The following is a 15,613-nucleotide window of genomic DNA, read 5'->3' as shown; positions in this document are numbered from 1 at the left end:
TTACTAAATTTATTCGGTTAAATCAATACTATTTTAAATTTAATATTAAAAATAAAAAAAGAGCGATTAATATCGCTCTTTTTTCGCTTTTTATATATTAAGCTTCGGCGTTGCCACCATTTTTCTTAATAATTTCTTCTTGGATACTCTTAGGAACAGCTTCGTAGTGATCCATTGTCATAGTAAATGTACCACGACCTTGAGATGCTGAACGAAGTGTTGTAGCGTAACCAAACATTTCTGATAATGGAACAAATGAATGAATAACTTTAGCGCCACCACGGTCTTCCATACCTTCTAGACGACCACGACGAGCAGTTACTTGTCCCATGATATCTCCCATGTATTCTTCTGGAACAGTGATATCAACTTTCATAATTGGTTCTAAGATAACTGGAGCAGCTTTCTTAGCAGCATTACGTAAAGCCATTGATGCAGCAACTTTAAAGGCTGATTCATTAGAATCGACTTCATGGTAACTACCATCATATAACTTAGCTTTTAAGTCAATTAATGGGAATCCGGCAAGAACACCATTGTTCAAGGCTTCTTTTAATCCTTGTTCAACTGAAGGAATGTATTCACGAGGAACAACACCACCAACGATGGCATTTTCAAATTCGAATCCTTTACCTTCTTCGTTTGGAGTAAATTCAATCCAAACATCACCATATTGACCTTTACCACCAGATTGACGAACAAACTTACCTTGAGCAGAAGTTTGTTTAGTAAATGCTTCACGGTAAGCAACTTGAGGTGCACCGATGTTAGCTTCAACGTTAAATTCACGTTTCATACGATCAATTTGGATATCAAGTTGTAACTCACCCATTCCGGCAATTAAAGTTTCACCAGTTTCAGGGTTAGTTTCTGCTCTAAATGATGGATCTTCTTCTGCAAGTTTTTGAATTGCATCTTCCATCTTATCACGGTCAGCTTTTGATTTTGGTTCAACAGCCACTTGGATAACAGGATCAGGAATTTCCATTGATTCAAGGTGTAATGGGTGATCTGGATCAGTTAAAGAATCACCAGTAGTGGTATTCTTCAAACCAATAGCAGCAGCAATATCACCAGAGAACACTTCAGAAATTTCTTTACGTTGGTTAGAGTGCATTTGAACTAAACGACCAACACGTTCACGTTTGCCTTTAGTTGCATTAAGCACGTATGAACCTGATTCCAAAGTTCCTTGGTATACACGGATGAAAGTTAAACGACCAACGAATGGATCAGTTGCAATCTTAAATGCTAAGGCAGCAAATGGTGCATCATCGTTAGCTTTTAATTGAACTTCTTCACCATTTTCAGGATCAGTAGCGTTGTATGGCTTAACATCAAGTGGTGATGGTAAGTAATCAACAACTGCATCAAGCATCATTTGAACACCTTTATTCTTAAAGGCTGAACCAGCTAATACTGGGAACAATTCAAGGTTAAGGGTACCTTTACGGATGGCAGCCTTAATTTCTTCAATTGATAATTCTTCACCTTCAAGGTATTTTTCCATGATGTCTTCATCGATGTCAGCTAATTTTTCAATCATAATTGTACGACGTTTTTCAGCTTCTTCTTTGTATTCATCAGGAATTTCAACAGTATCCCATTTAGTTCCTAAGTCATCTTCATCATAAAGATCGGCTTTCATTTCAACTAAATCAATAACACCTTCAAATTCATCTTCGGCACCGATAGGCATTTGAATTGCTAAAGCATTAGCATTTAAACGTTCACCAATTGAGTCAACTGAAAAGTCAAAGTTGGCACCCATTTTGTCCATCTTGTTAGCAAAAACAATACGAGGAACATTGTATTCTGATGCTTGACGCCAAACAGTTTCAGTTTGAGGTTCAACACCAGCTTGGGCATCAAGAACGGCTACAGCACCATCTAAAACACGAAGTGAACGTTCAACTTCCATAGTGAAGTCAACGTGACCTGGGGTGTCAATGATGTTAACACGGTAACCTTTCCATTGTGCAGTAGTTGCAGCGGATGTAATAGTAATACCACGTTCTTGTTCTTGATCCATCCAGTCCATTTGTGAAGCTCCATCATGAGTTTCACCAATTTTGTGAATTTTACCAGTGTAGTACAAAATACGTTCGGTTGTAGTTGTCTTACCAGCATCGATGTGGGCCATGATACCGATATTACGAGTTTTTTCTAGTGGAAATTCTCGTTTGTTAGCCATTTAGTAGTACTCCTCTCGAAATAAAATCTCTTGCAAAAAGGTGGCCAATATTAGCCACCAATTTTAATTTAACTAAATTAAGATTTAGTTTACTCTTACCAGCGATAGTGAGCAAAAGCACGGTTAGCTTCAGCCATTTTATGAGTATCTTCACGTTTCTTAACTGATGCACCAGTGTTGTTAGCAGCATCCATTAATTCACGAGCAAGACGTTCGCTCATAGTGTGTTCACCACGTGAACGTGAGTAGTTAACGATCCAACGTAATGCTAAAGTTGAACGACGTTCTGGACGAACTTCGATCGGAACTTGGTAGTTAGAACCACCAACACGGCGAGCTTTAACTTCAAGAACTGGCATAACGTTCTTCATTGCTTCTTCAAATACTTCAACTGGTTCATTACCAGTTTCTTCTTTAATTAAATCAAATGCATCATATAAAATTTGTGATGCAGTTCCTCTTTTACCGTCTAACATTAAACGGTTGATTAAACGAGTAACCAATTTTGAATTGTAAATTGGATCAGGAAGTACTTCCCTTTTTTGAACATTCCCTTTTCTAGGCATTTGTTTTCCTCCTCATGGATCTAAGCGTAATTTTACGTGATTAGAAATTAGTCTTTAGGTTTCTTAGTACCGTATTTAGAACGACTTTGACGACGGTCAGTAACACCGGCAGTATCAAGCGCACCACGGATAACGTGATAACGAACCCCAGGTAAATCTTTTACACGACCACCACGGATTAAAACAACACTATGTTCTTGTAGGTTGTGTCCAATACCGGGAATATATGCAGTAACTTCGATTAAGTTAGATAAACGAACACGGGCATATTTACGTAAAGCAGAGTTAGGTTTCTTAGGAGTCATAGTACCAACACGGGTAGCTACGCCTCGTTTTTGTGGAGCTGGTGTATTAGTTTGTTTTTTCTTAAAACTATTGTAACCAAAGTTTAAAGCAGGTGCATTTGATTTTGAACTTCTAGATTTACGTCCTTTACGGACCAATTGATTAATTGTAGGCATCTAAAAATTTCTCCTTTCTGAATATCATAAATGTAAGTCCACACATCCAGGCGGTTCTTTTTTATGTAAAAAAGAATAGACAAACCCGCCGTAACATTTTTGTTAATAACAGTCAGTATGTCTGTTGTCAGGAATCTGTGATAAAAAGTACCTTGTATAATTTAACATACCATTAAAATTGAGTCAATACGTCTAGTGAATTAAATTTATTTATCGTATCTAACCTTTTAGGAGGTTTAAAGTACAATGATATTATTTTTTAAATTTATATTGGGAACGATTGTCGCTTCATTCTTAAATTTAGTGGTCATGCGTAAATTAAGAAATGAATCAATTATTTTTCCCGCATCACATTGTGATACCTGTCAGACAAAATTAGCTTGGTATGAATTAATTCCTATTTTTAGTTATTTATTTTTACAGGGTCATTGTCGCTACTGCAAAGCCACAATTTCCTCAGCAATTTTCATCTCAGAAATCACCTTAGGATTAACCTGTATTTTGTATACTAAACAATCCTGGCTAGATTATTTAATGCTGGGGTTACTATTTTATATCAGCATTTGGGATTTGCTCTCGTATACTTTTCCTAGCTGGGTATTAGCTCCCCTAACATTAATCGCAGTCTACCAAACAATTTATTCTTGGAAAATGTTAGTTATTATAGTCTTTATCTACTTTTTAATTCAATTGATTAATTTAGTGTTCCATCAATTTGGCAATGGTGATATTGATTTAATTGGTATTCTATCAATCATGTATTCATTTTATACCGTCACCAAGATTATTTTAGTAGCATGTGGATTAGCGTTACTATTTATATTTTTAAATCCCAATCATAAATTTAAATTACCATTTATTCCGTTTATAACTTTAGGATGGATCTGCATTAATTTAATTACCAAATAAAAAAGACGAATGCCTTTAGCATTCGTCTTTTTTATTATTTAGAATTTTCTTCTTCAGCTTTCATGCGCGCTTCAAGTTCACTAATTGAATATACGCCTTCAGTTAAAGATTTACCAATTTCTTCTGGTTTGATACCACGATAATCAGCCATTCCTGTACCAGCAGGGATAAGCTTACCGATGATAACATTTTCTTTTAATCCGACAAGTGGATCATTCTTACCACGAATTGCAGCATCAGTAAGTACACGAGTAGTTTCTTGGAATGAAGCAGCTGATAAGAAACTGTTAGTTTCAAGAGCGGCTTTAGTAATTCCTAAGATAACTGGTCGTGCAGTTGCAGGAATTCCGCCTGAAACAACCATATCTGCATTACTTAGTTTGAAGTCATTGATATCCATCAAAGTACCTGGTAGAAGTTCAGTATCACCTGGATCCATAATACGAACTTTACGAAGCATTTGACGAATCATAATTTCGATATGTTTATCAGAAACTTCTACCCCTTGCATACGGTAAACTTTTTGTACTTCATGCAATAGGTAATTTTCTGTTGATAAAACATCACGAACTTTCAATAACTCTTTAGGATCAACAGAACCATCATTTAATGCAGAACCACGGCGAATGAAGTCACCTTCAGTAACGCGCATTCTAGCATTAATATTAACAGTATAGTTTCTTGTATCTGCATCACCTTTAATAGTGATTGATTTAGTTCCTTCAGCAGGATTTTCTTCAATTGATTCAACCGTACCAGTAACTTCAGTAATTTCTGCCTTACCTTTTGGATTACGTGCTTCAAAAATTTCTTGAACACGAGGAAGTCCTTGAGTAATATCGGCGTTACCAGCAACACCACCGGTATGGAAGTTACGCATGGTTAATTGAGTACCTGGTTCACCAATTGATTGAGCAGCAACTGTACCAACTGCTTCACCAACTTCAACTTCGTCACCAGTAGCCATATTACGACCATAACATTTTTCACAAACCCCATGGACAGTATTACAAGTGAATGCTGAACGAATAGTTACTTTTTCAATTCCTAAATCATCAATTTGTTGTGCCATCTCTTCATCAATCATTTGATTTGCGGCAACTACAACTTCACCATTATTAGGATTAATAACTGATTTCATTGCATAACGACCAACAATACGATCAAATAATGGTTCGATCATTTCGTTACCTTCAGCAATTGAATGAACTGTTAAACCACGATCAGTTCCACAGTCTTTTTCACGAACAATAACATCTTGAGCCACATCAACCAATCGACGAGTAAGATATCCTGAGTTGGCAGTCTTAAGGGCCGTATCAGTCATACCTTTACGAGCACCGTGGGTAGAAATAAACATTTCCAAAACAGAAAGTCCTTCACGGAAGTTTGAAGTGATTGGCAATTCCATGATTTCACCATTAGGAGCGGCCATCAATCCACGCATACCAGCAAGCTGAGTAAAGTTTGATACGTTACCACGAGCTCCTGAATCACTCATCATAAAGACTGAGTTATATGAATCGAAACTTTCCATTAATTTGCCTTGAATTTCATCTTTAGCGTCATTCCAGATACCAATAACTCTTTCATAACGTTCTTGATCAGTAATTAATCCTCGACGGAATTGTTTAGTTACCATGCTTACTTTCTTGTGAGCATCATCAATGATTGCTTGTTTTTCTGGAAGTTCAATAATATCAGCGATACCAACAGTAAGTCCAGATTTAGTTGAGTCATTGTATCCAAGATCTTTCATGCGATCAAGTAATAATGAAGTCTCAGTAACTTTATATTGCTTGTAAACTTCAGCAATAATATCACTTAAGAAACCTTTCTTAAATGGAGGAACAATTTTAGTATTTTTAAGGTGTTCATGAATATCTTCACCAGCATCTAAGAAATAGCTATCCGGAACATAACCATTTAAGTTAGTTACAGTAGGTTCATTTAAATATGGGAAGCCATCAGGAAGGATCATGTTAAACATAACCTTACCAGCTGAAGTAACCATAATTTTATCTCTTTGTTCATCAGTAAATGGTTTTTGTTCATAAAAGGCTGTCTTAATACCAATACGAGTATGCCAGTGAACTAAACCATTACGATATGCTAATTCAACCTCACTAGGTGAGTTGAAGATCATACCTTCACCTTCACGACCAGATTCTTCAGTAGTTACATAGTAATTACCAATAACCATATCTTGAGAAGGTGCCACAACTGGTTTTCCATCTTTTGGTGCCAAAATGTGACCAGCAGCGAGCATCAATAATCTTGATTCAGCTTGAGCTTCATCAGATAGTGGAACGTGAATAGCCATTTGGTCTCCATCGAAATCCGCATTATAAGCTTCACAAACCAATGGATGTAATCGCATAGCTTTACCACTAACCAATGTTGGTTCAAAGGCTTGAATACCAAGACGGTGAAGTGTAGGGGCACGGTTTAATAAGACTGGGTGTTCTTTAATTACATCTTCTAAGACACCGAATACGTCGTCATCTTGACGTTCAATCTTACGTTTAGCATTCTTAATGTTAGAAGCTAATCCTCGACTAACTAATTCTTTCATGATAAATGGTTTGAATAATTCCATAGCCATAGGCACAGGAAGTCCCATTTGGTTCATTTTTAAGTTAGGACCAACATCAATAACTGAACGTCCAGAATAATCAACACGTTTACCTAATAAGTTTTGACGGAAACGTCCTTGCTTACCTTTAAGCATGTGAGAAAGAGATTTCAATGGACGGTTACCTGGTCCAGCAACTGGACGGCCACGACGTCCATTATCAATCAATGCATCCACAGCTTCTTGAAGCATACGTTTTTCATTTTGAACGATAATTCCAGGAGCATTTAAGTCTAGTAATCTCTTAAGTCGGTTATTACGGTTAATTACACGACGATAAAGATCATTTAAATCTGAGGTAGCAAAACGGCCACCTTCAAGTTGAACCATCGGACGTAAATCAGGTGGAATAACTGGAATGGTATCCATTACCATCCATGATAATTCATTATCTGAATTAACAAATGCTTCTAAAATATCTAAACGACGTACTGCACGAGTACGTTTTTGACCAGTAGCATTTTTTAATTCTTCTTTTAATTCAGCAACTTCTTTTTCAACATCAACATTGTTTAACAATGTTTTAATTGCTTCAGCACCAACTTGTGCTTCAAAACGTGGACCATATTCGCGTTTCTTATCACGATATTCACGTTCAGAAAGTAATTGTTTATTTTCCATTGGTGTATTACCTGAATCGGTAACAACATATGATGCAAAATAAATAATTTCTTCAAGTGCACGAGGACTCATATCTAAAACTAATCCCATACGACTTGGAATTCCTTTGAAATACCAAATGTGAGTTACGGGAGCAGCTAATTCAATATGACCCATTCTTTCACGACGAACTTTTGATTTAGTAACTTCTACACCACATCGATCACAAACGATTCCTTTATAACGGATACGTTTGTATTTACCACAGGCACATTCCCAATCTTTAGTTGGTCCAAAGATTCGTTCATCAAACAAACCATCTTTTTCCGGTTTTAAAGTTCGATAGTTGATAGTTTCTGGTTTTTTAACTTCACCATATGACCAACTACGAATTTTATCAGGAGATGCTAGTCCGATTTGCATACTTTCGAATTTATTAACGTCGACCACTAATTCAACCTCCCTAATTAATCGTTATTATTTAAATTTGTTGATTTAGTATTTTGATCAGCTTCCGGTTGTTTAGCACCAGTTACTTTTTGTACTAACTCTTCTTGTTGTTTAGCAATTTTACTTAGAGCATCAACGTTTACCACGTCATCATCTTCTTCATCTAAGTCACGAAGTTCAATTTCTTGTTTGCTATTATCAAGAACTTTCATGTCTAATCCTAATGCTTGTAATTCTTTAACAAGAACTCGGAATGATTCAGGAACTCCTGGCTTAGGAATTGATTCACCCTTAACAATTGCTTCATATGTCTTAACACGACCAACAACGTCATCAGATTTGTAAGTTAGAATTTCTTGAAGGGTATAAGCAGCCCCATAAGCTTCAAGAGCCCAAACTTCCATTTCACCGAAACGCTGTCCACCAAATTGAGCTTTACCACCAAGTGGTTGTTGGGTAACTAATGAGTATGGTCCAATTGAACGGGCATGGATCTTATCATCAACCATGTGGGCAAGTTTCATATAGTGCATAACCCCAACTGCGATTCGTTTATCAAATGGTTCACCAGTACGACCATCATAAAGAACAGTCTTACCATCTGAAGCCATTCCGGCTTCCTTAACTGCATCCCAGATATCACTATCTCTAGCTCCATCAAAAACAGGAGTAGCCATGTGAATTCCTAATTTACGAGCAGCCATTCCCAAATGAATTTCAAGAACTTGTCCGATATTCATACGAGAAGGAACACCCATGGGACTTAACATAATGTCGATTGGAGTACCATCTGGTAAGAATGGCATATCTTCTTCAGGAAGAACCACGGAAACAGTACCTTTATTACCATGACGACCGGCCATTTTATCTCCAACTTGGAGTTTACGTTTTTGAGCAATGTAAACACGAATCATTTTGTTAACACCTGGTGATAATTCGTCACCATTTTCGCGAGTGAAGACTTTAACGTCTTGAACGATACCGCCACCACCATGTGGTACACGTAATGAAGTATCACGAACTTCACGAGATTTTTCACCAAAAATAGCATGTAACAAACGTTCTTCAGCAGATAATTCAGTAACCCCTTTAGGAGTAACTTTACCAACTAAGATATCGCCATCATTTACTTCTGCACCAATGCGAATAGTACCAGATTCATCAAGGTTCTTAAGCGCATCTTCACCAACATTAGGAATTTCACGAGTCATTTCTTCAGGTCCTAATTTAGTGTCACGAGTTTCTGATTCGTATTCTTCAATATGAATTGAAGTATAAACATCATCAGTAACTAATCTTTCATTAATAGCAATGGCATCTTCGAAGTTGTATCCTTGCCAAGTCATGAAGGCTACAATTGGGTTTTGACCTAATGCTAATTCACCATTTTCCATTGATGGACCATCAGCTAAAACTTCATCAGCTTCAACACGGTCACCAGTTTTAACGATTGGACGTTGGTTATAATTCTTACCACCATTTGAACGACGGAATTTCATTAATTTGTAAGTATCTAGAGCACCATCGTCACGTCTAACACGAATTTCTCGAGCATCAACGTATTCAACAGTTCCATCAAATTTACAAATTAAAGCAACTCCTGAATCATGAGCAGCAGTGTATTCAATACCAGTACCAATAAGTGGAGAATGTGGATTAACCAATGGTACAGCTTGACGTTGCATGTTAGCACCCATTAAGGCACGGTTTGAATCATCATTTTCCAAGAAAGGAATACATGCAGTAGCAACTGCAACTACTTGTTTAGGAGAAACATCCATATAATCAACGTTATTGATACTAATTTCAACGTTATTTGATTTTGCACGAGCCATAACAATATCATTTTCAAATGAACCATCTTCATTTAATGGTGAGTTAGCTTGTGCAATTACAAAGTTATCTTCTTCGTCAGCAGATAAATAATCAATACGGTTAGTAACTTTATGAGTACTCCAGTCAACACGGCGATATGGAGTTTCAATAAAACCATATTTATTGATACGTGCATAACTTGAAAGGTTATTAATAAGACCGATATTTGGTCCTTCAGGAGTTTCAATTGGACACATACGACCATAATGAGTATAGTGAACGTCTCGAACTTCATATCCAGCACGATCACGAGTTAAACCACCAGGTCCAAGAGCAGATAAACGACGTTTATGTGATAATTCGCCAAGTGGATTAGTTTGGTCCATGAATTGAGAAAGTTGTGATGAACCAAAGAATTCTTTGATTGATGCAACTACCGGACGAATGTTAATTAATTGTTGTGGAGTTACTGTAGAAGTGTCTTGGATTGACATTCTTTCGCGAACTACACGTTCCATTCGTGATAAACCAATTCTAAATTGGTTTTGTAGTAATTCACCAACGGAACGAATTCGACGGTTACCCAAGTGATCAATATCATCAACTGATCCGATACCTTCTTGTAAATTAAAGAAATAATTCATTGAAGCAATGATATCGGCAGGAGTAACATGCTTAAATTCTAGATCGATATTATCGTTACCAATCATTGGAATAACATGCTCTGGATCCTTTTCTGAGTAAACCTTAATAATTTGAACAGTCATAGGTTCAGTAACAACAGCTTCTTCAGATGGATTAAAAGTATATGCCTTAAAGTCCTTATTATCTAAATAAGGTGACAATTCTTTCATTACATCTTTATCAATTACTGTGCCCTTTTGTGCAATAACTTCACCAGTTTCAGGATCAGCTAAAGTTTCAGCTAAAGTTAGTCCTAATAAACGAGTCTTTAAGCTAAGTTTTTTATTGGTTTTGTAACGACCAACTGGAGCCATATCATAACGTTTAGGATCAAAGAATCTTGCTGTCAATAAACTTCTTGATGAATCAGCAGTCTTAGGTTCACCTGGACGTAAACGTTCATAAATATCTTTTAATGATTCTTCAATACGTGAATCATCAGTATCTTTATGAACATCTTTTTCTAAAGTTAGTTCCAAACTATCATTGTTACCTAAGATATCAATGATTTCTTCGTCACTACCAAATCCTAAAGCACGAACAAGTTCAGTTAAAGGAATTTTTCTTGTACGATCAATACGTACATATGAAACATTTTTAGCATCGGTTTCAAATTCTAACCAAGCTCCACGGTTAGGAATCATAGTAGTACCAAATGAAGTACGACCATTCTTATCTTTATCTTTGTGATAATAGACACCTGGAGAACGTACTAATTGAGAAACGATTACTCGTTCAGCACCATTAATGATAAATGTTCCTTGATCAGTCATTAGTGGGAAATCGCCAAAGAATACGTCTTGGGTTTTAATTTCACCAGTTTCATGGTTAGTTAATTTTAAGGTGATGTGTAGAGGAGCAGAGTAATTTGCTTCATGTTCTCTTGCTTCTTCAACAGTGTATTTTGGTTCTAAAAGTTGATAACCAACATACTCCAATGATAATTTTCCTTGAAAATCTTCAATCGGCATAATGCCATCGAAAGTCTCTTTAAGTCCTTCATCTAAAAACCAATTATATGAATTAGTTTGAACTTCGATTAAATTTGGTAAATCAAGAACTTCTTTAATTCTTGCATAACTTCGTCTTGTACGGTGTTTTCCATATTTAACTAAGTGTCCAGCCAAGTTTTTCACCTCTCCTAAAAATTCCATGGTCGAAATATTACATTTTGATTACAATTGCCGTTTTACCCTATTTTTAAGCAAAAAAAAGCCAAAAGCAAACTATTTTGTTGCTTGCTTTTGGATTTTTATTAGGGTTAATCCGGACAATAGATCGCATTAACCATTTCGATTTACAATAAATACAACTTATACTTTAACAAATAATTTTTTAATAGTCAACAGTTACACTTCAGTTTTTTGTGTTACCTTTTTTGTGGGTTTTTTGACTGAAATATTAATTTTATTATTTCGTCCTCCAACAGTAACTGTATCCCCTGGTTTAATTTGTCCAGATAGTAATTGTTCACTTAAGGCATCTTCAACTTCAGTTTGGATAGCGCGACGAATTGGACGAGCTCCATTTTCTGGATCGTATCCTTTATCCGAAATAACACTAATAGCCGCTGGAGTTAATTTAACATCAATTCCTTGATCGTGAATACGATTAATTACTGGTTTAACCATCAAGTTAACAATTTGACTTAATTCATCCTTAGTTAATGGATGGAATACAACAGTTTCATCGATACGATTTAAGAACTCAGGTCTGAAACTCTTTTTAAGGGTTTCACGAATAGTTTGATCCATTGCTTGATAATTATTTTCAACTTCTTCAGCACCGAATCCAACTGTCTTTTTATCTCTTAAAACAGTTGCTCCTAAATTAGAAGTCATAATAATGATTGTGTTTCTGAAATCAATTTTACGACCCTTAGAATCCGTTAAATATCCATCATCTAAAACTTGTAGTAATAGATTAAAAATATCCGGATGAGCCTTTTCAACCTCATCAAACAAGACTACTGAATAAGGATGTTGGCGAACTTTTTCAGTTAATTGACCACCCTCTTCAAATCCAACATATCCAGGAGCTGAACCTACTAAACGACTAGCAGAATATTTTTCCATGTATTCACTCATATCAACTCGAATAATATCTTCTTCTGAGCCAAATACTGATTCTGCAACCGCCTTAGCCAATTCAGTTTTACCAACCCCGGTAGGTCCAAGGAACATAAATGAACCAATTGGACGATTAGGATCTTTAAGACCACTTCTAGCACGACGAATTGATCTAGCAATCGCTGAAATCGCATCACGTTGACCAATTACTCGATTATGGAGAATAGATTCTAAATTAACCAATCGTTTAGCTTCCGTATCAGTAAGCTGTTTAACCGGTACTCCCGTCCATTCTGAAACAATATCTGCAATATCTTGAGGAGTTTCTTCAATTGAATAATTAGTAGTTTCGCTTTGTTCTCGTGCTGAATCAATTTGTTGCTGAATTTCATTAGCATTTTTTCTAAACTCAGCAGCCTTATCATATTCTTGATTCATTAAAGCATCGTTTAAGTTTTTTAACGCTTCATTTAATTTAGTTTCTTCTTCTGCAATTGGAGAAGTGCCTATTTTATCAATTCGGACCTTAGCTGCTGCTTCATCCATTAAATCGATGGCCTTATCTGGTAAATATCGGTCACTAATATAGCGACTTGATAAGTTAACCGCTTCTTCAATGGCTGCATCTGTAATTTTTACATGATGATGTTGTTCATATTTAGGACGTAAGCCTTTTAAAATATTAATTGCTTCATCACTAGTTGGTTCATCAACTAGCACTTTAGCAAAACGACGTTCAAATGCAGCATCTGCTTCAATATATTTTTGATATTCATCTAAGGTAGTAGCTCCTAAAAGTTGAACTTCACCGCGAGCTAAAGCCGGTTTTAAAATATTAGATGCATCAATTGCTCCTTCAGCACCACCTGCACCAATTAATGTGTGCAATTCATCAACAAATAAGATTACGTTACCATCTTGATAAATTTCATCAATGACTTTTTTTAGACGATCTTCAAATTCACCACGATACTTGGTTCCTGCAACTAGTGAACCCATATCAAGCAACATTAAACGCTTGTTAACTAAATCAGCAGGAACTTCCCCATTATTGATTTTAAGGGCTAACCCTTCAGCAATCGCGGTTTTACCCACTCCGGGTTCTCCAACTAATACTGGATTATTTTTAGTACGGCGAGCTAAAATTTGAATAACTCTTTTAACTTCTTTGTCACGTCCAATCGTTGGGTCCAAACCACCTTGGCGAGCAATTTCAGTTAAATCACGTCCTAACGAGTCTAAAGTAGGTGTTCCTTTATCTGTTTTATTACTTTTGTTTTTAGTAGTAGCTAACACGCTACCACTAATACCCATTTTTCTTAAGACAACTTTTCTAAGTTGGGCAATATCCACGCCTAAGTTCATTAAGATTCGAGAAGAAAGGATTGAGTCATCTGTTAATAAAGCAAGTAAGATGTGTTCGGTACCAACTTTTTCAACACCGGTTTTTTTAGCTACATCACCAGCTATTGAAAGGATTTCTTTTGATTTTGGTGAGTAAGGTAAATAATCGTTTGATCCTAAGTTAGTTAAATTACCATATTCTGTAAATTGTTCAATTTCTTCGACTACATCTTCTACGGTAATAGCAAACTGATTTAATGACTTGTAAGCTACACCATTTTGTTCCATTAATAATCCCAAAAGTAGATGTTCGGTGCCAATTGCTTGATGTTTAAAATTTTTCGCTTGTACTTGAGCAATTGATAGTACGCTTTTTGCACTAGGTGTAAATAAATTATCCATTAATGATAACCCTCACTTTCTATTTTTCGTATCTTAAATGGTTTAATATCGATATCATTATATTAGCCCTAAAAATATCAATTAGGTCATTATTTGAATCAACTTCATCTGGAATCAAAGCTGCCAAAATAATGTTAGCCTCTCGCTTGCTAATAAGACCACTATTATACAAGGTTTTTACGATAGTTTCACTATCTCTTAATGATAGTTGATTACCAATCATTTCAATTAATGTATCTAAAACATCAACATCATCAAGTAAATTGACTTTCTCAATACGGATATATCCACCGCCACCTCGTTTACTTTCAACTAGGTATCCATTTTGAATGGTGAACCTAGTATTAATTACGTAATTTATTTGAGATGGAACTACATTAAATAAATTTGCAATTTGTGAACGACTTATTTCGATTTTTTCGTCTTCAGCAAGGATCTTTTTCAAATAATGTTCAATCATATCTGAAATATTTTTACCTGCCATTATATCACCTAATCCCTGACCATTTTTGACCATTATTATACAAATCCAGCTAAAAAGCAAATAAATACATTCAATATTAAAAATTAAGACATAAAAAAACGAGAAATATCTTTACCTTATTATAGTAATTAAGTAAATATCTCTCGAAATCATAATCTACAATTAATATTATAGATTTAGTATTTAAATGTAAACAAAAATCGGGAAGACAGGATTCGAACCTGCGACCCCCTGGTCCCAAACCAGGTGCTCTACCAAGCTGAGCTACTTCCCGATATTTTTTATTTTATAAAATAAAAAAATGCACCCAGTAGGAGTCGAACCTACAACCTTCTGATTCGTAGTCAGACACTCTATCCAGTTGCGCTATGGGTGCAAAATAAAATATTAAGTTAATGCCGAGGACCGGGATCGAACCGGTACGGTCATCACTGACCGCAGGATTTTAAGTCCTGTGCGTCTGCCAATTCCGCCACCCCGGCAGGGTGATACAAAGCGGAAGACGGGATTCGAACCCGCGACCCCCACCATGGCAAGGTGATGTTCTACCACTGAACTACTTCCGCATAATGCCGACTAGACGATTCGAACGCCCGACCTCTTCATTACTAGTGAAGCGCTCTAACCAACTGAGCTAAGTCGGCAACATATGCATGTTGCATAATGCGGGCGAAGGGATTCGAACCCCCACGTCATAAGACACTAGAACCTAAATCTAGCGCGTCTGCCAGTTCCGCCACGCCCGCATAACGTTAAAAAATATGAAACTGGCAATGAGTCGTGGCAGGCTCGAACTGCCGACCCTCTGATTAAAAGTCAGATGCTCTACCAACTGAGCTAACGACTCATATTAAATGGAGGATACAGGGATCGAACCTGTGACCTCCTGCTTGTAAGGCAGATGCTCTCCCAGCTGAGCTAATCCTCCATAATATGAGATAAGAAAATATGTACTTCCTTATGACAACTATTTAATAATACATTACCAAGTGACAAATGT

The 15,613-nt window shown here is 36.3% G+C and carries 8 protein-coding genes and 8 tRNA genes; 1 reads left to right on the top strand and 15 read right to left on the bottom strand.

The window, feature by feature from the left end; all coding sequences use genetic code 11:
• Positions 1-97 precede the first annotated feature (97 nt).
• From fusA to rpsL, 3 genes are all read right to left on the bottom strand, one after another.
• A complete protein-coding gene (gene fusA, locus LHL71_RS01115; RefSeq protein ID WP_227361216.1) occupies positions 98-2,194 on the bottom strand; it encodes an elongation factor G in 2,097 nt (698 codons plus the stop codon).
• A 95-nt stretch (positions 2,195-2,289) separates the two neighbouring features.
• Positions 2,290-2,760: a 30S ribosomal protein S7 gene (rpsG, locus tag LHL71_RS01110; protein ID WP_227361215.1), complete on the bottom strand. Its 471-nt coding sequence runs from the start codon at positions 2,758-2,760 to the stop codon at positions 2,290-2,292.
• A 47-nt stretch (positions 2,761-2,807) separates the two neighbouring features.
• Positions 2,808-3,221, bottom strand: a complete 414-nt coding sequence (gene rpsL / locus LHL71_RS01105; protein ID WP_227361214.1) for a 30S ribosomal protein S12 — start codon at positions 3,219-3,221, stop codon at positions 2,808-2,810.
• A 246-nt stretch (positions 3,222-3,467) separates the two neighbouring features.
• Here rpsL and LHL71_RS01100 point away from each other — a divergent pair, with 246 nt between their 5' ends.
• On the top strand, positions 3,468-4,130 hold the full coding sequence (locus tag LHL71_RS01100) for a prepilin peptidase (protein ID WP_227361213.1): 663 nt from the start codon (positions 3,468-3,470) through the stop codon (positions 4,128-4,130).
• A 34-nt stretch (positions 4,131-4,164) separates the two neighbouring features.
• On the opposite strand, the gene rpoC is transcribed toward LHL71_RS01100, so the two are convergent.
• The 12 genes from rpoC to LHL71_RS01040 form a co-directional block, all read right to left on the bottom strand.
• Positions 4,165-7,815 (bottom strand): DNA-directed RNA polymerase subunit beta', encoded by a 3,651-nt coding sequence (gene rpoC, locus LHL71_RS01095; RefSeq protein ID WP_227361212.1) that lies wholly within the window; start codon positions 7,813-7,815, stop codon positions 4,165-4,167.
• A 17-nt stretch (positions 7,816-7,832) separates the two neighbouring features.
• Entirely contained in the window at positions 7,833-11,450 is a 3,618-nt protein-coding gene (gene rpoB, locus LHL71_RS01090; protein WP_227361211.1) for a DNA-directed RNA polymerase subunit beta, read from the bottom strand.
• A 213-nt stretch (positions 11,451-11,663) separates the two neighbouring features.
• Entirely contained in the window at positions 11,664-14,129 is a 2,466-nt protein-coding gene (locus LHL71_RS01085) for an ATP-dependent Clp protease ATP-binding subunit (RefSeq protein ID WP_227361210.1), read from the bottom strand.
• A 19-nt stretch (positions 14,130-14,148) separates the two neighbouring features.
• The gene (locus LHL71_RS01080) at positions 14,149-14,613 is read right to left on the bottom strand and encodes a CtsR family transcriptional regulator (RefSeq protein ID WP_227361595.1); all 465 of its coding nucleotides are present in this window, start codon (positions 14,611-14,613) and stop codon (positions 14,149-14,151) included.
• 200 nt (positions 14,614-14,813) lie between these two features.
• Positions 14,814-14,887 (bottom strand) — tRNA-Pro (locus LHL71_RS01075).
• 28 nt (positions 14,888-14,915) lie between these two features.
• Positions 14,916-14,989, bottom strand: a tRNA-Arg gene (locus LHL71_RS01070).
• A 20-nt stretch (positions 14,990-15,009) separates the two neighbouring features.
• A tRNA-Leu gene (locus LHL71_RS01065) sits at positions 15,010-15,095 on the bottom strand.
• Between the two features lie 12 nt (positions 15,096-15,107).
• A tRNA-Gly gene (locus LHL71_RS01060) sits at positions 15,108-15,179 on the bottom strand.
• 4 nt (positions 15,180-15,183) lie between these two features.
• Positions 15,184-15,257, bottom strand: a tRNA-Thr gene (locus LHL71_RS01055).
• Between the two features lie 20 nt (positions 15,258-15,277).
• Positions 15,278-15,359, bottom strand: a tRNA-Leu gene (locus LHL71_RS01050).
• A 28-nt stretch (positions 15,360-15,387) separates the two neighbouring features.
• Positions 15,388-15,460: transfer RNA gene (locus LHL71_RS01045), tRNA-Lys, on the bottom strand.
• 8 nt (positions 15,461-15,468) lie between these two features.
• A tRNA-Val gene (locus tag LHL71_RS01040) sits at positions 15,469-15,541 on the bottom strand.
• Between the last annotated feature and the right edge of the window lie 72 nt (positions 15,542-15,613).

Source organism: Lentilactobacillus laojiaonis, from assembly GCF_020616595.1.
GTDB classification, from domain to species: Bacteria; Bacillota; Bacilli; order Lactobacillales; family Lactobacillaceae; genus Lentilactobacillus; species Lentilactobacillus laojiaonis.
Note: the sequence above shows the minus strand (reverse complement) of the source record. Positions and strands in the feature narration are given on the sequence as shown.

Coding starts and splice junctions, on each gene's coding strand:
- fusA (WP_227361216.1), bottom strand. CDS start 2,194: ATGGCTAACAAACGAGAATTTCCACTAGAAAAAACTCGTAATATCGGT.
- rpsG (WP_227361215.1), bottom strand. CDS start 2,760: ATGCCTAGAAAAGGGAATGTTCAAAAAAGGGAAGTACTTCCTGATCCA.
- rpsL (WP_227361214.1), bottom strand. CDS start 3,221: ATGCCTACAATTAATCAATTGGTCCGTAAAGGACGTAAATCTAGAAGT.
- LHL71_RS01100 (WP_227361213.1), top strand. CDS start 3,468: ATGATATTATTTTTTAAATTTATATTGGGAACGATTGTCGCTTCATTC.
- LHL71_RS01085 (WP_227361210.1), bottom strand. CDS start 14,129: ATGGATAATTTATTTACACCTAGTGCAAAAAGCGTACTATCAATTGCT.
- LHL71_RS01080 (WP_227361595.1), bottom strand. CDS start 14,613: ATGGCAGGTAAAAATATTTCAGATATGATTGAACATTATTTGAAAAAG.